At 45.3% G+C, this 22,921-nt stretch carries 20 protein-coding genes; 13 read left to right on the top strand and 7 right to left on the bottom strand.

Features of this window, described 5'->3' with window-relative positions; translation table 11 throughout:
- The first annotated feature begins 60 nt into the window (after positions 1–60).
- Complete coding sequence (gene rpoC / locus CR164_RS05305; RefSeq protein ID WP_110022894.1) at positions 61–4,563, top strand: DNA-directed RNA polymerase subunit beta'; 4,503 nt, start codon at positions 61–63, stop codon at positions 4,561–4,563.
- A 139-nt stretch (positions 4,564–4,702) separates the two neighbouring features.
- On the opposite strand, the gene accC is transcribed toward rpoC, so the two are convergent.
- The 3 genes from accC to efp form a co-directional block, all read right to left on the bottom strand.
- Complete coding sequence (gene accC / locus CR164_RS05300; RefSeq protein ID WP_110022893.1) at positions 4,703–6,046, bottom strand: acetyl-CoA carboxylase biotin carboxylase subunit; 1,344 nt, start codon at positions 6,044–6,046, stop codon at positions 4,703–4,705.
- A 156-nt stretch (positions 6,047–6,202) separates the two neighbouring features.
- The gene (gene accB / locus CR164_RS05295; protein WP_110022892.1) at positions 6,203–6,676 is read right to left on the bottom strand and encodes an acetyl-CoA carboxylase biotin carboxyl carrier protein; all 474 of its coding nucleotides are present in this window, start codon (positions 6,674–6,676) and stop codon (positions 6,203–6,205) included.
- 43 nt (positions 6,677–6,719) lie between these two features.
- A complete protein-coding gene (efp, locus tag CR164_RS05290; protein ID WP_110022891.1) occupies positions 6,720–7,286 on the bottom strand; it encodes an elongation factor P in 567 nt (188 codons plus the stop codon).
- A gap of 282 nt (positions 7,287–7,568) precedes the next feature.
- Between efp and CR164_RS05285 the strand changes: the two genes are divergently transcribed.
- A complete protein-coding gene (locus CR164_RS05285) occupies positions 7,569–7,841 on the top strand; it encodes an HU family DNA-binding protein (protein ID WP_110022890.1) in 273 nt (90 codons plus the stop codon).
- A 100-nt stretch (positions 7,842–7,941) separates the two neighbouring features.
- Positions 7,942–8,949 (top strand): acetyl-CoA carboxylase carboxyltransferase subunit alpha, encoded by a 1,008-nt coding sequence (locus tag CR164_RS05280; RefSeq protein WP_110022889.1) that lies wholly within the window; start codon positions 7,942–7,944, stop codon positions 8,947–8,949.
- Positions 8,950–9,283: 334 nt separating this feature from the next.
- Here CR164_RS05280 and CR164_RS05275 read toward each other — a convergent pair whose 3' ends face one another.
- The 4 genes from CR164_RS05275 to CR164_RS05260 form a co-directional block, all read right to left on the bottom strand.
- The gene (locus tag CR164_RS05275; RefSeq protein ID WP_110022888.1) at positions 9,284–10,312 is read right to left on the bottom strand and encodes a 2-oxoacid:ferredoxin oxidoreductase subunit beta; all 1,029 of its coding nucleotides are present in this window, start codon (positions 10,310–10,312) and stop codon (positions 9,284–9,286) included.
- A 3-nt stretch (positions 10,313–10,315) separates the two neighbouring features.
- Positions 10,316–12,199 carry a 2-oxoacid:acceptor oxidoreductase subunit alpha gene (locus CR164_RS05270; RefSeq protein WP_110022887.1) on the bottom strand — a complete coding sequence of 628 codons (1,884 nt, stop codon included), beginning with the start codon at positions 12,197–12,199 and terminating at the stop codon, positions 10,316–10,318.
- Positions 12,200–12,383: 184 nt separating this feature from the next.
- Positions 12,384–12,653 (bottom strand): hypothetical protein, encoded by a 270-nt coding sequence (locus CR164_RS05265; protein ID WP_110023051.1) that lies wholly within the window; start codon positions 12,651–12,653, stop codon positions 12,384–12,386.
- A 296-nt stretch (positions 12,654–12,949) separates the two neighbouring features.
- Complete coding sequence (locus tag CR164_RS05260; protein ID WP_110022886.1) at positions 12,950–13,618, bottom strand: PAS domain-containing protein; 669 nt, start codon at positions 13,616–13,618, stop codon at positions 12,950–12,952.
- Positions 13,619–14,743: 1,125 nt separating this feature from the next.
- Between CR164_RS05260 and gvpA the strand changes: the two genes are divergently transcribed.
- The 10 genes from gvpA to CR164_RS05210 all read left to right on the top strand — a co-directional run bounded on the left by gvpA (position 14,744) and on the right by CR164_RS05210 (position 22,905).
- On the top strand, positions 14,744–14,950 hold the full coding sequence (gene gvpA / locus CR164_RS05255; protein WP_110022885.1) for a gas vesicle structural protein GvpA: 207 nt from the start codon (positions 14,744–14,746) through the stop codon (positions 14,948–14,950).
- Positions 14,951–15,103: 153 nt separating this feature from the next.
- The gene (locus tag CR164_RS05250; RefSeq protein WP_110022884.1) at positions 15,104–15,793 is read left to right on the top strand and encodes a hypothetical protein; all 690 of its coding nucleotides are present in this window, start codon (positions 15,104–15,106) and stop codon (positions 15,791–15,793) included.
- Between the two features lie 91 nt (positions 15,794–15,884).
- On the top strand, positions 15,885–16,772 hold the full coding sequence (locus tag CR164_RS05245) for a hypothetical protein (protein ID WP_110022883.1): 888 nt from the start codon (positions 15,885–15,887) through the stop codon (positions 16,770–16,772).
- A 43-nt stretch (positions 16,773–16,815) separates the two neighbouring features.
- Positions 16,816–17,778 (top strand): gas vesicle protein GvpN, encoded by a 963-nt coding sequence (gvpN, locus tag CR164_RS05240; protein WP_110022882.1) that lies wholly within the window; start codon positions 16,816–16,818, stop codon positions 17,776–17,778.
- Positions 17,765–18,115 (top strand): hypothetical protein, encoded by a 351-nt coding sequence (locus CR164_RS05235; protein WP_110022881.1) that lies wholly within the window; start codon positions 17,765–17,767, stop codon positions 18,113–18,115. Before gvpN ends, CR164_RS05235 begins: the two co-directional genes overlap by 14 nt.
- Before the next feature lie 19 nt (positions 18,116–18,134).
- Positions 18,135–18,434, top strand: a complete 300-nt coding sequence (locus CR164_RS05230) for a gas vesicle protein (RefSeq protein WP_110022880.1) — start codon at positions 18,135–18,137, stop codon at positions 18,432–18,434.
- A 48-nt stretch (positions 18,435–18,482) separates the two neighbouring features.
- Positions 18,483–19,013, top strand: coding sequence for an Hsp20 family protein (locus CR164_RS05225; protein WP_110022879.1), 531 nt, complete (start codon positions 18,483–18,485; stop codon positions 19,011–19,013).
- A 1-nt stretch (position 19,014) separates the two neighbouring features.
- Positions 19,015–19,947, top strand: coding sequence for an ArsA family ATPase (locus CR164_RS05220; protein ID WP_110022878.1), 933 nt, complete (start codon positions 19,015–19,017; stop codon positions 19,945–19,947).
- Between the two features lie 3 nt (positions 19,948–19,950).
- On the top strand, positions 19,951–22,137 hold the full coding sequence (locus CR164_RS05215; protein WP_110022877.1) for a CDC48 family AAA ATPase: 2,187 nt from the start codon (positions 19,951–19,953) through the stop codon (positions 22,135–22,137).
- Positions 22,138–22,143: 6 nt separating this feature from the next.
- Entirely contained in the window at positions 22,144–22,905 is a 762-nt protein-coding gene (locus tag CR164_RS05210) for a GvpL/GvpF family gas vesicle protein (protein ID WP_110022876.1), read from the top strand.
- Positions 22,906–22,921 lie beyond the last annotated feature (16 nt).

Genomic DNA, 22,921 nt, shown 5'->3' with positions numbered 1-22,921 from the left:
GTTGTGTGACGTGGTACTTTCCGAGATTTCTAAACGGTTGTTTTAACAGGGACATTTACTATGATTTTTTCACAGGGAGCTTCACCGATAAAGGGTGATTTTTCAAAGATAAAATTCAGCATCGCATCTCCTGAAAGCATTCTCGCACATTCAAGAGGTGAGGTACTCAAACCCGAAACAATAAACTATCGCACGTTCAAGCCGGAAAGAGACGGACTGATGTGTGAGAAAATTTTCGGTCCGACAAAAGACTGGGAATGCTATTGCGGTAAGTATAAACGTGTCAGGTACAAAGGTATTATCTGTGACCGTTGCGGTGTGGAAGTAACCATGAAAAGCGTTCGTCGCGAACGCATGGGGCATATTTCTCTGGCGGTTCCAGTTGTGCACACCTGGTTTTTCCGTTCTGTCCCCAGCAAGATAGGTGCATTGCTCGACCTTTCCACCAAGGAGCTCGAGCGTATTATTTACTATGAAGTTTATGTTGTTATCAACCCTGGGGAGCCGGGAGAAAAGCAAGGGATCAAAAAGCTCGATCGTCTGACGGAAGAGCAGTATTTCCAGATTATAACCGAATACGAGGATAATCAGGATCTTGACGATAATGATCCTGCAAAGTTCGTCGCCAAGATGGGCGGTGAAGCGATTCACACGCTGCTCAAAGGGCTCGACCTGGATTCTCAGGCTGTCGAGCTGCGCAAAATTCTCCGGGAAAGTGGTTCGGAGCAGAAAAAAGCCGATGCGCTCAAACGTTTAAAGGTTGTCGAGGCGTTCAGGAAAAGTTATGAGCCGGTTAAGAAATCGAGGAAAAAGTCTACAGGGTTGTTTCCCGAAGATGAGGCGCCGGAACCATATGTTTATGAGGGTAACAAACCCGAGTACATGGTTATGGAGGTTATTCCGGTCATTCCACCTGAGCTGCGTCCTCTTGTGCCGCTGGAAGGCGGACGGTTTGCCACATCCGATCTCAACGATCTTTACCGCAGGGTCATCATCCGCAACAACCGTCTGAAGAAATTGATCGACATTCGTGCTCCGGAAGTCATTCTGCGTAACGAGAAAAGAATGTTGCAGGAAGCCGTTGATGCGCTGTTCGATAACTCGCGCAAGGCCAACGCTGTTAAAACCGGTGAATCCAACCGGCCGCTGAAATCCCTTTCCGATGCCTTGAAAGGAAAGCAAGGGCGTTTTCGTCAAAACCTGCTCGGTAAGCGTGTCGACTACTCCGGCAGGTCGGTTATCGTTGTAGGGCCTGAGCTGAAACTACATGAGTGCGGATTACCGAAAAGCATGGCGATCGAACTGTTCCAGCCGTTTGTCATCAGGCGTCTGGTCGAGCGGGGTATTGCAAAGTCGGTAAAATCGGCCAAGAAGTTGATCGATAAAAAAGATCCGGTTGTCTGGGACGTTCTGGAAAAAGTCATCGACGGTCGGCCAGTGCTCCTTAACCGTGCACCGACACTGCATCGCCTTGGTATTCAGGCTTTTCAGCCGGTCCTGATCGAGGGCAAGGCAATACAGATACATCCTTTGGTTTGTACTGCGTTCAACGCTGACTTCGACGGTGACCAGATGGCGGTACACGTACCCCTGTCACAGGAAGCACAGCTCGAGGCGACTCTTTTGATGCTTTCGTCGCATAACCTCATCCTTCCGCAGTCGGGTAAGCCGGTTACCGTTCCTTCACAGGATATGGTTCTTGGCATGTACTACCTCACGAAATCCAGGCTTGGAGAGAAAGGTCAGGGACAACTGTTTTACGGTACCGAGGAGGTCATGATTGCCTATAATGAGCAACGTATCGGTCTTCATGCACTTGTCTTTGTTAAATACAGCGGTAAAATAGAGCAGAAGTTCGATCCTTTACGAATGCTCGATATCATTCCGGAAGAGAACGTTGAGCAGAAAGAATGGCTGAAAAAGGAAATCGAAGAAAGCAGAATCCTTGTAACGACCGTTGGCCGTGTGATCTTCAACCAGTATGTTCCGGAAAAGATCGGCTTCATCAACAAGGTTATCGATAAAAAAGGCGCAAAGGAGCTTATCTCCAAACTTTCAGGAGAAGTGGGCAATGTTGCGGCAGCAGAGTTTCTCGATAACATCAAGGAGGTTGGTTTCCATTACGCCATGAAAGGCGGTCTTTCTATCGGCCTTGCCGATGCAATCATTCCCGAAGCCAAGATCCAGCATATCAAGAAAGCTACAAGGGAAAGTAACAAGATTGTCAGAGAGTATAACCGAGGTACGCTGACGGAAAACGAACGGTATAACCAGATTGTCGATGTTTGGCAGAAAGTGACGAACCTTGTCGCCGAGGAGTCATATCAAAAGCTTCGTAAAGACCGTGCAGGCTTCAATCCGTTGTTCATGATGCTTGATTCCGGTGCTCGCGGCTCGAGAGAGCAGGTTCGGCAGCTAACCGGTATGAGAGGGCTTATTGCCCGCCCGCAGAAGTCCATGTCAGGGCAGCCCGGCGAGATTATCGAGAATCCTATTATTTCGAACCTTAAAGAAGGGTTGACCGTTCTCGAATATTTTGTCTCGACGCATGGTGCCCGTAAAGGTTTGTCCGATACATCGCTTAAAACTGCTGATGCCGGTTACTTGACGAGGCGACTGCACGATGTTGCGCAGGATGTCATCGTTACCGAGGAGGATTGCGGTACGACAAGGGGGATTCATGTTGAGCGTGGCATTGAAGAAGAAACAGGTGGCCAAATCAAGTTCAGTGAAAAAATTCGGGGCCGTGTTGCTTCCCGAGACATTATCGACACGCTTGCCGATGAAATCATTGTTCCGGCAGGAGGAATCATCACGGATGAAATTGCCGATGCCATTCAGAAAAATGTAGGTGTTATAGAGGCTGATATCCGGTCGGTGTTGACCTGTGAAGCCAAACAGGGGATATGCTCCAAATGTTACGGTACCAACCTCGCGGTACACAAGCTTGTCGAAATCGGTGAGGCTGTCGGTGTCATTGCCGCACAATCCATTGGCGAACCGGGTACCCAGCTCACCCTTCGTACTTTCCATCAGGGGGGAACGGCACAGGGTGGTATTGCAGAAACGGAAACCAAGTCTTCCTGCGAAGGCCAGGTAGAGTTTGAGAGCATCAGAAGCGTTGAGCAGGAAGCCATCAATGAAGATGGTGTGCCAGAAATCCAGATCTTGGTTATTCAGAAAAACGGAAAAATCAACATTGTCGATCCTGATTCAGGAAAAATACTGAAACGTTATGAGGTGCCTCACGGTGCACATCTCGCATCCAAAAACGGCGACCTTGTCAAAAAGGACGATGTTCTTTTCAGCAGCGAGCCTAACAGTACGCAGATTATCGCCGAAATCGAGGGGCAGGTAAAGTTCGTCGATATTGAAAAAGGGGTTACCTACAAGGAAGAGGTTGATCCTCAGACCGGTTATGTACAGCATGTGATTATCAACTGGCGTACCAAGTTACGGGCTTCTGAAACAAGAGAGCCAAGGATTTTGATTGTAAGCGACGCAGGAGAGATTCTCAAAACCTATCCTGTTCCAATCAAGTCGAACCTCTTTGTCGAGGACGGCAGAAGGGTTAAGGTTGGTGATGTCATGGCTAAAGTACCGAGAAACCTTGACCGGGTCGGCGGTGATATTACCGCGGGTCTTCCGAAAGTTACCGAACTTTTCGAGGCTCGTATTCCTTCGGATCCGGCGATTGTATCCGAGATTGACGGTTACGTCGGTTTTGGCCCACAACGCAGGAGTAGTAAGGAGATCAAGGTTAAAAACGAATTTGGAGAGGAAAAGAATTATTATGTACAGGTTGGTAAACATGTTCTTGCCAATGAAGGCGACGAAGTCAACGCGGGAGAACCCCTTACCGATGGTGCTGTATCTCCGCAGGATATTCTGAGAATTCAGGGACCGAATGCTGTACAGCAGTATTTGGTGAATGAAATTCAGAAGGTATACCAGATCAACGCCGGTGTTGAAATCAATGACAAACATCTTGAAGTGATCGTTCGCCAGATGTTGCAGAAGGTGAGGGTTGAAGAACCGGGAGATACCGAACTGTTGTCGGGTGATCTCATCGATAGAACCGTGTTCATCGAAGCTAACAGGGATGTCGCCGAAAAGGTACGGGTGACAGAGCGGGGAGATGCTCCGCCGAGAATTCAGGAAGGTCAGTTGTACAAAATGCGGGATATAACCAAACTCAACAGGGAGCTTCGCAGAAACAGCAAAAAATTGATTGCTATCGAGCCCGCGCTGCAAGCGACATCTCATCCGGTTCTGCTTGGTATCACAAGTGCTGCCCTGCAGACTGAAAGCGTTATTTCCGCTGCATCCTTCCAGGAAACCACAAAGGTTCTTACCGATGCGGCAGTAGCCGGTAAAATCGACAATCTGGCCGGGTTGAAAGAAAACGTCATTGTCGGTAAGCTCATTCCTGCCGGTACCGGATTGAAAAAGTATCGTAAGCTGAACCTTGCGTTTCCTGAAAACGGTGAAGGCAGTACCGCTGCTTTTGAGAGTGAAGACGCTGATCTGGATGGATCGGTTATTGAAGAAGAGACTGAATAGTTCTATGCCAGTGTATGAGTAATAGAACGGGAAGTGCTCTCCAAAATCTACAATAAAAGAGGCTGCCTTTAAAGGGCAGCCTTTTTTATTTTTAGCTGGTGATATTCAGTCAGTAGTTCAGATACATGGACCGGTACGACTACGAAACCGTAAATCCGGAGTTTTCGAGAAATCCGGTATCGAATTCGCCGCTCTTGAATGCGCTTGTCATGAGGAGTTGCTTGTGAAATGGAATCGTTGTCTTGATGCCGGTAACGATAAATTCATCGAGTGCACGCTGCATTCTTTCAATGGCTTCTTCTCTTGTGTCTGCATGGACTACGAGCTTGGCGATCAGCGAGTCATAGTGCGGTGGGACTTTGTAACTTGCATAACCATGAGTATCGACGCGTACGCCGTGACCGCCAGGGGTATGGAATACCTGTAGTTCTCCGGGAGAGGGACGAAAGCCGTGTTTAGGATCTTCGGCGTTGATACGGCATTCAATGGAATGTCCTTTAGGGGTGTACGAGCGGTTTGCGATGTTTTCACCTGAAGCAATGAGAATCTGCTGCCTTACCAGATCGACATCGTATCGCTCTTCAGTGACGGGATGCTCGACCTGAATGCGGGTATTCATTTCCATGAAGTAGAAATTCCGGTCACTGTCCAGGAGAAACTCAATGGTGCCGGCCCCTTCGTAGTTGATTGCAGCTGCAGCTGCAACGGCGGCATTACCCATTTTTGTCCGAAGCTCGTCATCGACAACCGGTGAGGGTGTTTCTTCGATAAGTTTCTGATGGCGACGTTGTATGGTACAGTCACGTTCACCGAGGTGTATGGTGTTGCCATACTGATCGGCAAGCACCTGTATCTCTACGTGGCGGGGATTTTCAACGAACTTTTCGATGTAGACACCGCTGTTTCCGAAAGCCTGTTGTGCTTCGTTCTGGGCAGTGGCAAGTGCATTTTCAAGCTGTGAGGTTTCACTCACGACTCTCATCCCTTTCCCTCCACCTCCGGCAGTAGGTTTGATGATAACCGGATATCCTATTTTTTCTGCAATGTCCACTGCTTCCTTGACGTTGGATATCAACCCGTCGCTGCCCGGAACAACAGGCACACCGGCAGCAACAACAGTTTCTCTGGCCGTGTTCTTGTCGCCCATTTTACGGATCATTTCAGCATGCGGACCGATGAATTTGAAGCCGGAGGAGCTGCATACTTCAGCAAAGTCTGCATTTTCTGCCAAAAAACCGTACCCTGGATGTATCGCATCGGCATTGGTTATTTCAGCTGCCGCTAAAATACGAGAGATATTCAAATAACTGTCTTTCCCAAGAGGTGGGCCTATGCAAACGGCTTCATCGGCATATCTGACGTGAAGTGAGTCCTTATCGGCTGTAGAATATACTCCGACGGTGCTGATTCCCAATTCGCGGCAGGTTTGCATGACCCGTAACGCGATTTCTCCACGATTAGCAATAAGTATTTTTTTAAACAATGCTCTGTTTTATTTGTACTTGATAATGATCGATCGTTCGGTTATTCTTGACAGTGGCGAGTGACGGGAGCCACTGTCAGCAACCTTGTTGACTTTGCTTTTCTCTCTTGTTGTATGGGTCTGAAACAATGTGATTGATTATCCGGTAAAGTTTTTTCAAGGCTTGATGAGGAAAAGCACTTGGTCGTATTCTACGGGCTGGCCATTTTCTACCAGAATTTCAACAATGGCTCCTGAAAAATCGGACTCGATTTCGTTCATGAGTTTCATTGCCTCGATGATACAAAGCACCTGGCCATTTTCAATACGGTCATTGACGTTGACAAAAGCATCGGCTTCCGGAGATGGTGCTCTGTAAAAGGTTCCGACGATAGGTGAACGAATTTCAACCAAACCTTCATTCATCGGTTTTGATGGCTCGGAATCTTTTACCTGAGGCTGTATGACTGGCTGGGGTGCGGAAACTGCTTGAGGAACAGCATGCGTCGAAGCTGGCTGGCTGTTGTTGGTAACAGGGTTCGCAGAAGATCTTTTGAGGGTGATCTTAAAATCACCTTCTTCGATAGTAGCCTCATCGAGATCCGAGTTATTGATCATATCGATAAGCTGCTGAATTTCTTTCAGGTTCATAATTTCATGCTTTAAGTTTGGTGCAGATCGTATAGGGGAGGGGTTATTTTTTTACCCTTTCCATGTATTCTCCGCTACGAGTATCGACACGGATAACACTGCCGGTCTGGATGAACATGGGGACGTTGACTTCCGTTCCGGTTTCAAGAATTGCAGGCTTTGTTCCGCTCGTGGCCCGGTCATCTTTTGTTGCAGGACTTGTTTCGGTTACTTCGAGCTCAACAAATATGGGCAGTTCTGCTTCGATGATTGAGTTGTCGTCCGCAAAGACGATGTCGACAAGCATTCCTTCCGTGAGAAAACTTGCCGGGGTACCGATGATTTCCTTCGCAATGTTTATCTGGTCAAAGGTTTCGGTATCCATCATCACAAAATCTTCCCCGTCCCGATAAAGGTACTGATACTGTTTCCGTTCAGTCTGAACAACATCGACTGATTCACTTGCGCTGAAGCGGTATTCGACATTGCGTCCGGTATTGAGGTTTTTCATCCCGGCCTGGTAAAATGCTCTCAAATTACCAGGTGTCCGGTGTACCAGGCTTTCGATACGATGTGGTTCACCCCGAAAACGGATGATCGAGCCTTTCGATACGTTACTGATTGATGTCATATGAAGCGAAAATAAACAAATGTTCTGTGCCTTACGGCTTGCTGTTCGGCGAAGAGTTTAATATAATACAGCGCAATGTGATTAACAATCTCCTAAGTTGAGCGTTTTTAATTGCCACAGTCGATATTCGAGCAATTGTTCACGGCAGGGAGCTGTGAAAACGGTGCTCTGATGCCGGCGGAAAAACCGATTGCAAGTTTGTAACAGACTGGTTACATTAATTTTAATGCAGTTTACAGTTAATTTGGTGGTTATTGACTCCAACAACAAAAAAATTATCCTATGTCTAAAGCTGAGTTAGTTGAAAAGATCGCATCCCAGGCAGGGTTAACCAAAGCCGACGCGGAAAGGGCTGTGAACGCCTTTGTGAATGTTGTGACAGCTGGTCTTAAAGCAGGTGATGATATCACGCTTGTTGGTTTCGGGACTTTTTCCACAGGTGAAAGAGCCGAACGGCAGGGACGAAACCCTCAGACAGGCGAGACAATTACCATCGCAGCGAAAAAAGTTGTGAAGTTCAAGCCTGGCAAGGCATTGAAAGAAGAGGTGGCCTGAACGGTCCTTTTTTCTATGTATCCTTTCTTTTTTTCTGTTTCTTCAAGTCCATCCGGCGAGTGCTCGATGGGCTTTTTTTATAAAAAAGGTGTCTGATTTTATGGCAACAAAAGTAGTTCTTGATTTTGAGAAGCCGCTGTTCGAGCTCGAAGAGAAGCTTCACGAGATGCGAGTGTGTTTGAAAAAAAGTTCAGGTGAGCATAATCTTGTTGAGACGGAAGGGCTGAATCGTGAGATAGAGATTCTTGAATCGAAAGTTGATGCCCTCAGGCTTTCGATCTACCAGAATCTTACAAGGTGGCAGAAGGTGCAGCTGGCGCGTCATCCGGAACGGCCATACACCTTGGATTACATCTATATGATGACACAGGACTTTGTAGAGCTCGCCGGTGACAGGCATTACCGCGATGACAAAGCGATTGTCGGAGGTTTTGCCAGGATAGAAGAGGAAGAGTCAGGCTTCAAGCAGACGGTTATGGTTATCGGGCATCAGAAGGGCCGGGATACAAAGTCAAATCTGTTCAGGAATTTCGGCATGGCTCAGCCAGAAGGGTATCGTAAAGCTCTCCGTCTCATGAAGCTCGCGGAAAAGTTCGGTAAACCGGTCGTTACCCTGATCGATACTCCCGGGGCATATCCTGGTATCGAAGCTGAAGAAATGGGGCAGGCGGAGGCGATTGCCCGCAATTTGTTTGAGATGGCCGGACTGCGTGTCCCAATTATCTGCGTTGTCATAGGTGAAGGGGCGAGCGGTGGTGCAATAGGCATTGGTGTGGGAGATCGTATACTGATGGCTGAAAACGCATGGTATTCGGTTATTTCACCTGAAAGCTGTTCATCTATTCTGTGGAGGAGCTGGAAGTTCAAAGAGCAGGCTGCTGAAGCACTGAAGCTGACAGCCGACGACCTTCTCGAACAAAAGATCATTGACAGAATTATACCCGAGCCGCTTGGGGGAGCGCATCATAATCCGGAAAAAATGGCGGAAACAGTGAAGTCGGTGCTTATTGATGAATTACGGCTTCTGAAAGGGAGAAAACCTGAAGATCTTGTCGATGAAAGAATCGACAAGTTTGCCGGGATGGGGGTATGGAATGAAGAGGGGTGATTGTTGTTGAACTGTTGAATTGTTGAATCGTCTAGGGAAGGAGCTTGAGTTTGCAGTTTCATTGACCTATGTATTTGTCGGGCAGACAATAGAGTGGTAACGACGTTCGCGAGATAAAAGCAGAAGAGGCTGTCTCAAAAGGGCAAACCAAAGCAAAATCGGGCTATCTGTAAAGGTAGCCCATTGCGTTTGTGGGTTTAGCTAAGATATTATTGTAAAAACACTAAAAGGATTTAAGCCATAATACACAGGATCTCCGTAAAAACAAGAAAGCTGCCTCATAATTGACTTATGAGACAGCCTCTTCTTTTTTTCTGTGCTTCCCTGAGGAGCATTAGTTGATCGTCCAGGTGCTTGGGCCTGAGAGAAGTTCTTCGAGAGTGCCTTCTCCAGCTGATTGCAGCTGGGCTATCTGATCGTCGAGAGCATCTTCGTAAGTGAAACGGTCCTCAACATAAAAGATGCCGATAGGCCTGGGAAGATAATCTTCCTTGGTATCAGGATCATCAAAGAAGTCAGCGAGAATATTTGCTTTCAGCTTGTCATTCTCGTCGTGAACCCATAAATCGTCTTTGGAAACCGAGGAGTCGCCGAGGTCAACGACAAGCGGTGTAAAACCATCGAGCATGATTCCCTTGTTACTCTCTTTGCCGAAAACAAGCGGCTTACCCTGTTCAAGATAGACTATCGTATCAGCTTTCCTTTCCCTGTCGGTAAATACCGAGAACGCACCATCGTTATATATCGGACAGTTCTGGTAGATCTCGACAACAGATGTTCCTCTGTGCTGTGCTGAACGCTTGAACACTTCGCGCATGAATTTGCCGTCACGATCAAGGACTCTTGCCACAAAGGTTCCACCGGAGCCAAGCGTCAGGGCAAGGGTGTTCATCGGGTAGTCAACTACTCCGTTGGGAGAGGTGACGGTCTTCAGTCCAACTTTTGATGTTGGAGAATACTGTCCTTTTGTAAGACCATAGATCTCATTGTTGAACAGTATAATATTCATGTCGAGGTTTCTTCTAATGGTATGGATATAGTGATTGCCGCCGATTGACAGTGCATCACCGTCACCGGTGGCGACCCACACGCTGAGATCGGGTCGGGCAGCTTTTAACCCGGAACCCATGGCCATTGCCCTTCCATGAATGCCGTGAACGCCATAGGTTGCGACATAGTACGGCAGTCGTGAAGAACAGCCGATACCTGAGACAAAAACAACCTCTTCAGTTTTGAGATTGAGATCTGCCATGGCGTTTTTCAGCTGTTGAAGCACAGCATGATCACCGCAGCCCGGACACCATTTCGGTTCCTGGCTCGACGTAAAATCTTTAGCTGTCAATTGAGTATTTGTATCGCTCATAGTTTAAAGCTCCTTTAAAGTGTCTGTGATTTTTGCTTCAATTTCCATCTCGTTGAATGGAAGACCCTGTACCTTGCTGTAGCCAACAGGCTCAATCTGGTACTTGTCCCTTATAATGCGTATAAGCTGGCCATAGTTGTTTTCCGGTATCAGCACTTTCTTGTAGTTACTGAGAATCTCTCCGAGATTTTTCGGGAACGGATTCAGATAGCGGAGATGGGCGTGAGCAACATTGCAGCCACCTGCAAGCGCTTGTTCGACAGCGATTTTAATTGCTCCGTAGGTTGAACCCCAGCCGAGGACAAGAAGGTCGCCTTGTTCAGGACCATTGTCAATGGTTTGATCCGGCACAAGATCGATGACACGTTCGATCTTTTCCGCACGAAGTTTTGTCATAAGAGCATGGTTTTCAGGATCGTGTGACACATGACCGGTTTCGTGCTGTTTTTCAAGACCACCGATGCGGTGTTCGAGACCTTTTGTACCAGGGATGGCCCATTCTCTTACACCTTTCTCATCACGTTTGTACGGGAGATAGGGCGGATCTTCGGGTTTTCTTTCCTTGACGTATTTTGGGGTGATATCAGCAAGATCATCAGGAGCAGGAATCAGCATTGGCTCCGAACTCAGGCCAAGGTAACCGTCGGTAAGACAAATAACCGGAGTCATGTATTCCACGGCTATTTTTGCTGCTTCGTATGCGGTGTAGAAACAGTCAACAGGAGATGTTGCGGCGATAATCGGTACCGGTGCGTCACCATGACGTCCGAACATGGATATAAACAGGTCTGACTGTTCAGGTTTCGTCGGAAGACCGGTCGAAGGACCGCCACGCTGAACATTCACGACAACAAGTGGAATCTCAAGCATTACAGCCAAGCCAAGGCCTTCTGCTTTTAGCGCGAGCCCCGGACCGGAGGTGTTGGTTGCAGCAAGAGCTCCTCCATAGGATGCGCCGATGCTGGTCAGAACACCCGCTATTTCATCTTCTGCTTGGAATGTTTTAACTCCCCATTTTTTCAGCCCGGAAAGCGTCTGCAGGATTTCTGACGCAGGCGTGATCGGGTATGAGCCGAGAAAGAGCTCCAGACCGGCTTTTTTCGCAGCAGCAGTCAAACCGATAGCTGAAGCTTCGTTGCCGGTGACACGGCGGTAGACACCTGGCTTTTTATTGGCCGGATCGACTGAAAAACGGCCATGCTGAGAAAACATTTCCGTTTCATCACCGAAATTGTAGCCTGCTTTGACCGCCTTGATGTTCGCTTCGGCAACATCGGCTTTTTTCTTGAACTTTGTTTTAAGCGTTTCAATCGTGGTATCGATAGGAAGGCTGTAGAGCCAGTAAAGGGTGCCCAGCACAAACATGTTTTTACAGCGGTCGATGTTTTTTGTGCTGAGTCCTGTGTCGACAAGCGCTTTTCGGGTGAGGGTTACGACCGGTATCTCGAATACGGTATAGTCGTTGAGCGTGCCATCTTCAAGCGGATTGTTTTCTTCACCGTACCCTGCAAGCTTGAGGTTTTTTGCATCAAATCCGTCGGTGTTCGCAAGAATGATGCCTCCATGGTGAAGGTTTTTCAGGTTTGCTTTCAAAGCTGCTGCATTCATCGCAACCATGACATCAAACTTTGCGCCGGGTGTATACACCGCTTTGCTTCCAAACTGAAGCTGGAAACCTGAAACACCTGAAATTGTTCCGGCAGGAGCGCGTATTTCAGACGGAAAGTTCGGGAACGTATTGAGGTCAGAACCGTAAACAGCTACTGTATTTGCGAACTGGGTACCAGTGAGCTGCATGCCGTCACCGGAGTCTCCGGCAAAAAGAACCGACACACTAGTTTTAGATGTTACCATATTTTCATTGTTTAGGATTATTTGGTCACTCATTGTTGGTGTTCTTGCTTGTAAAAAATAAAAATACGATTCACCCCCTGCCAATGAAGTAGTCATTTCATTTCAGAGCTTGATATCGGCGAGTGGTGAAAAAAACTAACGGAGGGTTGAAAACCTGCTCTTCAGGTTTTCAGCAAAGCTAAAAATATAGCCCTAAAAAAAAGATCAAACAAGTTTTTCAGTGATTGTTATCACTGTTTTTCTCAATGATAATGTTGTTTGCTTCGCAATACTCCTGCCATAATTTTTCGAGTTTACCAGGGCAGTCATTGTCGAGATCGCAAATATCGCATCGCTGAATACCGTACATCTGATCCATCCAGCAGCCGTTGGAGCTTTTTTTTACCTCATTGACATAGTTGGGGTTTTCCATCATTTTCTTTGTGGATAACTCCATCAGGTAGAGGATGTCCTCTCTTTTTTTCGGGTCTTCCATTCCCCAGCTCATAACAGTGCTCCCTTTGCATTGAACGAATTTGAAAAAATCACTCACCCTGCGGTAAGAATCAATATACATCTTTTCATTAAAGAACATACATGTTCCTGCTTCAATGGTGACTTCAATTGCTAAACTACCTGTCGGTAGAGCCTTGCTTTGACGAGAAATATCAATCTTTGGCGAGGTAGCTCTAAGGCCATGATTGTCACAGCCGCTGAGGGAATAAGAAAGAAGGGATGCTATTGTTTGAGGGTATAAAAAAAGTTTATAATGATTTTTTATATATTTTTTTGTTGATTTTCTAACTATTTATTTGCTGTTGTGTTGATTGATTTTCTGGCGACAATAACATATTCTCTATGTTCTTTACAATCTTTTGTTATATTATTTCCATAAGCACTCCATTCGACTTCAATATAGTGATTGTTTGCACTTTTGAATCTGCTCGATAGTTCACATTTTGAATTTTCTTCTTTTTCAATAAAAACATAGTTGTGTACATATGCTCTTTCATTGGGGTGAATTAAATCTAAAAAGTATATTCCTTGTAAGGCATTGTTGTTATAGCCAAGAAACTTTTCAAATGAGCGTGTGAATTCATCAAGAATAAGATTGCAGTTTATGACAGCATATGCATCAAATTGAGTGGAATGTGTTTCATCAAGTTGTTGATACAAAAGTTGTAGTCTTCTCATAATCCGTTCCATTTCAAGTTTATAGCTTGAAGTCATAAGGTGTGCACCCAGACCACTAATCAGTGTATTCCTTTTGCCATGCATAATCCAGTCTATATCCGCTCCGTCTTTTTCCAGCTTTGCCAGTAATTTTTTCCCGGGAATACTTTTGCCCTTCAAATACGGACCCATTTGTGCCGGATACTTGATTCCTGTTGCCCTACAAAATGCGCTGATTGAACCATGCTTTTTCAGGATATATTCCCGAAGCCTGTAATTAAAGTCTTTGTAAATTTTCATGATGTATCACCTTCTTTTATAAGTGCAGTTTCCTTTTTCGGTCTTTTTGTGATGACCTTGACTCAACAAGTAAAGGGTTCGTTCATGCTATATAAACTGTATATGTGTTGAATAGGATTTTTTGTTTTTGAGGTGTTTCATTTCTCTTATAGGTTTTCCCTGTCCTTTGTTAAGAGCCGTCGTTGAGCCAGCGAAAAGTTACTTGGTCTGTTCATGCAGAAGCTTATCGGACAAGTGCCACTTGTGGTGTTCTAAGTGTTCTGTTGCTTTTTTGAAGATCTAAAAGTCAAAAAATTAATGACGAAACCAGGGTGAAATATTTGTGGATTTATCGAGTGTTAAATACGTAAAAAAATATATAATTCAATTCTCTTTATAGTGAGAATTATTGTTTTGAATCACTTTTAACTTCATTCTTGACGATAGTTTTTTGCATTGTATTATGCAAACACGGTTTTCAGAAAATAGGGCGGCGCTGTCTTTTTGGCGTATCTTTGAGCAGAATAAGTGTATTTTTTGAAGTAGCTTTCCTATGTTTCTTATAGAAAATAAGGATAAATTTTTGAGATATGTTACAGGTTTTAAGTTTTTGCTTGTATGTCAAAGTGTTTTTTGCTGTTGTTTGTTATGGGTGTATATGTTCTGTATATCAAAAAAAATACAAATGTTGTTTGTTGTAAGTATTTTTCGCTGATTAGCAGGTGGGTAATGTTTGAAAATGAAAATTGTTGGGAAGAGCGTAAAAGATTTTTTATAAGGATCTTAGCTGTTTGTTAAAGCTCTAGGGTGGTCAACTGTGTGGTTGTTGGAGTTCAATGTGTGGGAATGGCTTTACTTTATTACGAAATTGTACTGTTTTTTATATAAGTGAATCGTATTATTGGGATGTCAAGGGATAGATGATTTGTCCAGTGATATCTGTTTTGTACAGTAAGTATGTTGATTTATTGTTAAGTTTTTTTGTTCAAGGTAAGAGCAGTTTGGATCGATTTCATTTACAGATTGGGTATATAAGAAGTGTTATCAATTGTGAATGCGAAATTAGATGGAATGAGTGTGCTCTTGGGCGATATGCCTGGGGGCTTTTTTGAAAAACAATAATAACCTTAAAAAGGAGATATAATTATGGCCGTTGAAAAAACCATGGGGTCATCAAGTCTCGTTGAAGTAGTCGACCGTATTCTCGACAAGGGTATTGTTATCGATGCATGGGCAAGGGTATCACTCGTTGGTATCGAGCTGCTTGCAGTTGAAGCAAGAGTCGTTGTTGCTTCTGTAGAAACATACCTGAAATATGCTGAAGCTATCGGGCTGACAGCTCGTGCTGCTTAATGCATTGTAAAGACCCGAGTTCGGGTTGAGATTTTGTTGCAAACGTATCCTTGTGGTTGAAAGAGCCGGTATAAGTTTCCAGTGAAATCTCGATTGTTGGCTTTTTTAGTAGGGTGTTGTCATTACAGCTAAGCTGTATAATAATTATTTGTGATGGATATCAAGGTTTTTCAAAAAGAGGTTGGAGGAGCTGTTGATGAGGTTTTGTCCGTCTATGAAGAAAGCGTTGGAACTGTTGAGCAAATTATTGCTGCACCATGCCAATTTATCGAGTTAGGAGAGGAAATCTCGACTACTCGAAAAGAGAGGGAGCAAATTGTTATAACGTTAAAGTCTTTGTTAGCAAGCAACGACTCTCTCCGAAAAAAAGATTTTGATTATATGATGAGCCGTATTTTCGATGCCCAGGAAAAAAGAGAGGCCGAGGTACGGAGTATGTTGCGATCATATTTTGATGAGCAAAGGGAGACGGCTTCGGCTTTACGAGAGGAGTTGCGGGTGTTCCGTGACAATCTTGGAGGAAAAAATGATGAGCTTATCGGGCAATTTCGGCGTTTTATCGAAGAGTTGTTTCAAGAAAGGGAACAGCGGAAGAGAGATGTTGAGGAAAAGTTGAGTGAATACAATGAGTCACAACAGCATATAGCGAATGCTTTAAGAAAACTGTTGAAAAAAGGACGAGAAGTAAGAGTTCGTGATTTAAAAAATTTGCTTGCAGAGTTTGACAATTCCCGAATAAAAAGAAAGAAGGAACAGGGCGAACGTGAAAAACAGGTTGCTGATATGTTAAAAGGGTTCAAGGCGGAACGCTTAGGGGAGCAAAACGTCGATCAGCTGAGTTAAGGAGATGGATTTTTAGAGGATATAGCGGCTTAAGTATGAGAGTTTCGATTTTCAATCCGGTATCATACCAATATTAAAAATTTAAGATATCATGGAAATTTCTTCAGACATGGTCAAGCTTGCAGAAAGCATCTCTGCGGGTTACGAAGAGCGCAAAAAAGATGCAGAATGTCGTCTTCAGGAACTTGAAGATCTTAGAAAGGAAGTAAGTGATAAGCTTGATTCATTTCAAAAGCAGAAACAAAAAATGAGTGAAGAGTTACAACAAAGTTGCAAGGACCTACTCGATAAGCTCCATATGGCGGATAAAGACCTGAAAAGTTCGGTTAAAGAGCTTATGGATACTTTTGGAACGCAACGCAGTGAAAGAAGTGCCGAGCAAGCAAAAATGCTTCAGGATTTTCGCAGTGCGTTGGGGGATTCGGTTGGAAAGCTGATGAACGATTTTGAGTCGGAGCGCGGTGAAAAAAGTGCTGAACAGGCAAAAATGCTTCAGGAGTTTCGTTCAGCGTTGAGTGATTCAGTGAAGGGAATGTTGAATGCTTTTGAGGCAGATCATCAAAGCATGAAGAAAATGCAGGGTGAATTTTTGTCGTCAATGAGAAATGAGTTGCAGCAAGGTAGGGAGGCTTTGAGAAATGCTCGGAAAGGTGATGGCGGAAATACGGCTACTGCGATGGAAAAAACCGATAAAAAAAAAGTTGATGCTGTAAAATCTCCTGAGGTTGCTGTTCAGGAAGCAGCAAGTGTTGCCAAGACTGAAAATCCTGTTCAGGCTGTTGAAGAAAAAAAAGATGCAGTTTCTGAAAATCTCGAAGAACAGGTTTTAGGATTTATATCGAGTCATCCCGAAGGTGTTCGCGTAAAGGACATGGAGGGGCCTTTAGGTGCAAACCGCATGCGTTTGGGGGTTATTGCCAAGAAACTTTATGAAGGTAACAAGGTAAAAAAAGAAGACAATTTCTATTTCCCGCTTTAAATGGTGTTTTTCCTGTTAATCCTTTAAAATGTTGTAACGATACATGCCGAATAGCGATGAATTATCTGTTGTGCTTGAGCCGACAGCACAAGCAGGCTTTGTGGAGACTGACTATGTGAAGGGGATGGTTGAAAGAGCTCATGCTTATACCAAGGCAGGGTTCCCTGTACATTTTCGGGGTCCTTCTGGGACCGGCAAAACGACTTTGGCGCTTCATCTCGCTCATAAAATAGGGCGGCCGGTTATCCTTATCCACGGGGATGCTGAATTTACCACTGCTGATCTTATTGGAGGCGAGCATGGGCATCGTTTTCAAAAGGTTGTCGATAATTTCATTCATACCGTTCACAAGTATGAAGAAAACATGGTTAAGCGTTGGGTTGATAACCGGCTGACCATCGCTTGCAAGCATGGGTTCACGCTGGTGTACGATGAGTTTTCACGTTCTCGTCCGGAGGCAAACAATGTGCTGCTTTCCATTTTGCAGGAAAAGATAATGGATATGCCGGCGGGTAGAGGAAAGGATCCGTACCTGAAGGTTCACCCCGATTTTACTGCTATTTTTACCTCTAACCCTGAAGAGTATGCCGGAGTGAACCGAACTCAGGATGCGTTAAGGGATAGAATGATAACCATGGACGTCGATCATTTCGATTATGAGACCGAGGTTCGGATCGCGCGATCAAAGTCTGGGTTGTCCCGTAAGGATACCGAGCGGGTGGTTAAAATTGTACGGGGGTTGAGGGAGTCCGAAAAAAGCGAGTTCGAACCCACGGTAAGGGCAAGCATCATGATTGCAAGGACGTTGAAACAGCTTGCCCTAAAGCCTGACAGTAATAAAGCGCTGTTTGAAGAGATTTGTCAGGATATCCTTTCATCCGCAACAAGCAGGGTCGGTTCTAAAACCAATCAAAAACGTGTGAGAAAAATGGTGGCGGATTTGATCGATGAGGGTTTGGCTTCAAAAGTGCAAGAAAAAGAGGAGATCTGCAATGGGACATTCTAGTGCAGTCCGGGGGATGAAAGGGCTCAAGACCATCGGTGGTTTGAAGCGTCGAGCTTCGAACAGCGATCGAACACAGGCTCATCTTGATATTTATGTTTTGGTGCAAGAGAGAGATCGGCTTGAGAAAGAAAAGTCACAAGTGTTGTCGAGACTTGAATCGATCGATGAGCGATTGTCAACCATCAATGATCGAATCAACGAGTTGAAAGCTATGATCGATTGGAGTCGTGCTGGAACCAATCGCCAGAAAGGTGCTTCAGCGAAACAAAACAAAAAAACACAGGGCGATAAGGAAGACGGCGGAAAGACATGGCAGGTGAAGAACCTGCAGTATTAATTATTATAAAGTTACTCTCATGAGTCAATTAACCCATGCGACACAGGCGTCGACGCTTGCAGATATTTTAGAACGGGTTCTGGATAAAGGTGTTGTCATTGCTGGTGATATAAAGGTACAGATTGCTGATATCGACCTGATAACATTGAAAATACGTCTGGTTGTCGCTTCTATTGATAAGGCCAAAGAGATCGGGATCAATTGGTGGGAGGAAGATAAAGATCTTTCTCTCAACACCAGGTTCAACGAGCTTCAGGAAGAAAATAATCTCTTGAAAGAAAGGCTTGTCAAGTTGGAAAGTGCACGGGATTCGGTGTGATGGGAATTGATTCTTTACGATAATCTAAAAGCGGAGGGGGATCAGGTCATGAGTCAAAAGAAGAAGAAAGAAGACTTTGACGTTGATTTCGGGTTTGGCAGTCTCAAGCTTGGTGGTTTGTTCGATGGACTTGATAAACTGGTCGATGCCGCAGCCAAACTGAAAGAGATGGGTGGAGAGTATTCGAAGGAGGGTGAAATTGATTTAAGTCACTTGAAAAAAGGGATGAAAGGGGTTTTTGGAGTGACGGTCAAAACGGGAATCGGCGGTCAGGGGCCTGTAGTCGAGTCTTTTGGCAACATAAGAAAGACAAAGGAGGGACCGAAGGTCGAGGAAGAGAGAGAGCCGTTATCGGATATTTTCGATGAGGATGACGGTGTCATCGTCATGCTTGAAATGCCTGGAGTCGCAAAAGAAGACATTACCGTTACTCTTGAAGGAGACATTCTCGAGGTTATCGCACAAAGCCAGTCCCGAAAGTATCGAAAAGAGCTTCTACTGCCTTCTGCCGTACAGGCTGAAACAATAGCATGGACATATCAGAATGGAGTCTTGGAAGTAACAGTGAAGAAAGGCTGATATGCCGTTGAGAAATATTCTCGATCCAGCGTTAAAAATAATTCTTTTTGGTGGCAAGGGTGGAGTTGGTAAAACAACATCTGCATCGGCTACAGCTCTTTACCTCGCCCGGAGCTATAAAACGCTTTTGATTTCAACAGATCCTGCCCATTCCCTTTCAGACAGTTTTGAGCAGTCAATCGGCGACAGCATTACACAAATTGAGGGCGTAGAAAGGCTCTATGCTCTCGAGATCGATGCTGAAAAGGCATATGCCAAATTTCAGCTTGAGCATGAGCCGGAACTCAGGAAATTGATCGATACCTCTACCAACCTCGACGAGGAGGATATCAAATCGTTTATGAGTATGCCGATTCCAGGCGTCGATGAGGTCATGGGTTTCAAGACTATTGTCGACATCATCGATCAAGCAAACTTCGAAAAGTATGTTATCGACACAGCGCCGACAGGTCATGCTTTGCGCCTGATGACTTCTCCCGAACTTTTCGACGACTGGATAAAAATTATGGCTCAGCTGCGGTGGAAGTACCGCTATATGGTGACCCGGTTCGCAGGGGATTACAAGCCGGACGAAGGGGATGACTTTCTGTTTTCGATGAAGAAAACCGTTAGGAAAGTCCAAAAGCTTTTACAGGATACGTCGCAATCCGAGTTCATTGTTGTAACGATTCCCGAAGCAATGGCTCTCGAAGAAACGAAGCGGTTTTTGCTTCAATTGCAAAAACTCAATGTTGTAGTAAAGCAACTGATAATCAACAATGTTATGGTATCTGAAGGGTGTGATTTTTGCCGTCAAAGAAAACAGAGTCAGAGCCGTTACCTTGAAACGTTATATGACATGTTTGGCAAACTTGAAATAACCATGGTGCAGCAGCGCCCTACGGAAGTCAGGGGTATTTCAGGGCTCGAGGTTATCATGCATCATCTTTTTTAGTTCATGAAAAAAGTAGTGGCGGCAACTTTTCAAGTCAAGGAAGCCCTTGCGAAAGATGTCGGGCGCGCAGTATGCCGGCTCGACCCCGGGGAAATGCAAAACCTTGGATTTGCCCCTGGTCAAATTGTTCTCATTCACGGGCCGAGAAAAACACCCGCAAGGATTATGCCCTCGTATCCTGAGGACCGTGGTAAAAAGATTGTCCAAATCGATGGTATAACGCGGGAAAATGCAGAGGTTGGGCTTGATGAGAAAGTGCAGATAGAAAGCGTTCAGGCCGGTCAGGCCAGTAAAATTGTGCTTTTGCCGCTTACCGGAACAGGTCTTTCACAGAAGGAGGACAGCCGTTATCTGGGGTCGCTGATCGATGGTTTGCCCGTAACGGCAGGGGATAGAATAAGAGCTAATCTGTTCGGTACCGGAACGGCTGAATTCAAGGTGGTTGAAACTGTGCCCCGTGGGGTCGTGCTCGTCAATACCGGGGCAACGATACGGGTCGAGACAAATGAGCAGGGAGGGAAAAAAGCAGCGCGTATAGCCTATGAAGATATAGGCGGTTTAGGCTTGCAGGTGGAACGAATTCGTGAAATGATCGAGTTACCGCTGCGGTTTCCCCAGATTTTCGAACGTTTGGGGATAGAAGCTCCAAAGGGTGTGCTTCTGCATGGTCCTCCCGGCACGGGAAAGACTCTTACTGCGCGTGCTGTCGCCAATGAAACCGATGTGTATTTTACCCACATTTCCGGTCCTGAGGTCATCGGGAAATTTTACGGGGAAAGTGAGGGAAGGTTAAGAAGGGTGTTTGAAGAGGCTGAGGCCAATGCCCCTGCTATCATCTTTATTGATGAAATCGATGCCATCGCCCCTAAAAGGGAAGATATGGGCGGAGAAAAACAGGTGGAGCGCCGGGTAGTAGCTCAGTTGCTTGCATTGTTGGATGGGCTGAAATCAAGAGGGCAAGTCATTGTTATCGGTGCAACGAATCTGCCAAATACGCTTGATCCTGCGTTGAGAAGGCCAGGAAGGTTTGATCGTGAAATTCTAATTCCGATACCCGATAAGAACGCTCGCTACGATATTTTGCAGATTCATACGAGAGGAATGCCTCTGGCTGATAATGTGGACCTGAAAAAGCTGGCTGAAATAACTCACGGTTTTGTCGGCGCCGACCTTCAGGCATTTGCTCGTGAGGCGGCAATGCTGGCTTTACGGAGAATTCTGCCCGATATAGATTTCAGTCGACCTGAAATTTCGTATGACCTGGCAATGGGGCTCACTATTTCCATGGCTGATTTTTTGTCGGCCATGAAAGATGTGGAGCCTTCAGCTATTCGAGAAGTGTTCGTTGAAGTTCCCAATGTAGCGTGGCATCATGTCGGTGGTTTGGAGGCCGTAAAGGAGGAGTTGGAAGAAGCTGTTGTATGGCCATTGAAGTTTGCCGAGGTTTTTCGGGAAACAAAAACGCGTCCGCCAAAAGGTGTTTTGCTCTATGGCGTTCCGGGTACGGGAAAAACATTGCTTGCAAAGGCTCTTGCAACCGAAAGCGAGGTGAACTTCATTGCTGTAAAAGGTCCGGAGCTTATCAGCCAATATATTGGTGAGTCTGAACGTGCTGTAAGAGAGGTCTTTAAGAAGGCAAGACAGGCGGCACCGACGATTCTGTTCCTCGATGAAATAGACAGCCTTGTACCGAAAAGAAGTGGCGAGTTGTCCGGAGAGAGGGTTGTTGAACGGGTTATCAGTCAGTTGCTTAACGAAATGGATGGTATAGAAGAGCTGCAGGGGGTATTGGTGCTTGCGGCAACCAATCGTCTGGATCTTATTGAACCGGCCCTGCTCAGAAGCGGCAGGTTCGATCTTCTCCTTGAAATACCGGTGCCCGATCAAAATGCCAGGGAAAGTATTTTCGCCATTCATACGGAGCAGATGCCTCTTGGAGAAAGCATCAGTCTATCAGAGCTCGCTGAAAAAACTGCAGGAATGAGTGGGGCAGACATTGCCTTCATTTGCAGAAGAGCCTCGATACTGGCGATACGGGGATATATCAAAAAGTTATCTCTGAAAAAGGAGCGGGAGTTTTTTGCCGATAATGCATTGAAGACTTCCATTTCGGTTACCACAGAACATTTTAATGCGGCTATTGCATTGCTTGCAGATATGCTCGCAGAACGCAAACACATGGTAAGATAGAGTAGTATGTCTGAAACCGGAAAGTATATCTATTGTATAGTGGCATCGTCACAAGAAAGAAATTTTGGGCCGATTGGTATTGGTGGAGAAGAAAACGAGGTGATGACCATAAGCTACGAAAACCTCAGCATGGTTGTCAGTGATCATCCTCTTTCCAAGTTTGTGCTCAAACCGGAGACCATTCTGGCGCATGAAAAGGTTATTGAAGCGGTAATGGAAGAGTATAACAGCGTTCTGCCTGTGAAATTCGGGACAGTTGCGAAAAATGCAGATGAAATAAGAGATCTTCTCGATAGAAGATATCGTGAGTTTATGGACTTGTTGAAGTACTTTGAAAACAAGATTGAGCTGAATGTCAAATGTGAATGGGAGAGTATGAATGAGGTTCTTCATGAGATAGGGGGAGAGCATGAAGACTTGAAAAAAAGGCTTCGGACAAATGAGGACGGAGTGGATAAAGAAACGATGATACAGGTTGGGAAAATTGTCGAAGAAGAGTTGATGAAAAAAAGGGAAGATGTATCTGAGACTGTGCTGAATGCTTTAAGGAAAATTGCTGTAGACTATAAAGTGAACAGGAATTCAAATGAAAAAATATTTCTTAATGCAGCTTTTCTTGTAGATTCAGGTCGTGAAAAAGAGTTTGATGGTGTTGTTGATGATTTATATGAAGAGAATGGAGGGAAAGTACGTTTTTCCTATGCTGGTCCTTTTCCACCATACAATTTTGTCGATATCGTTATTTATCCGGAAAACTGGGAAGTATAAATAAAAAAAATCTGAA

Origin of the sequence: Prosthecochloris marina (genome assembly GCF_003182595.1) — a bacterium.
GTDB classification, from domain to species: Bacteria; Bacteroidota; Chlorobiia; order Chlorobiales; family Chlorobiaceae; genus Prosthecochloris; species Prosthecochloris marina.
Note: the sequence above shows the minus strand (reverse complement) of the source record. Positions and strands in the feature narration are given on the sequence as shown.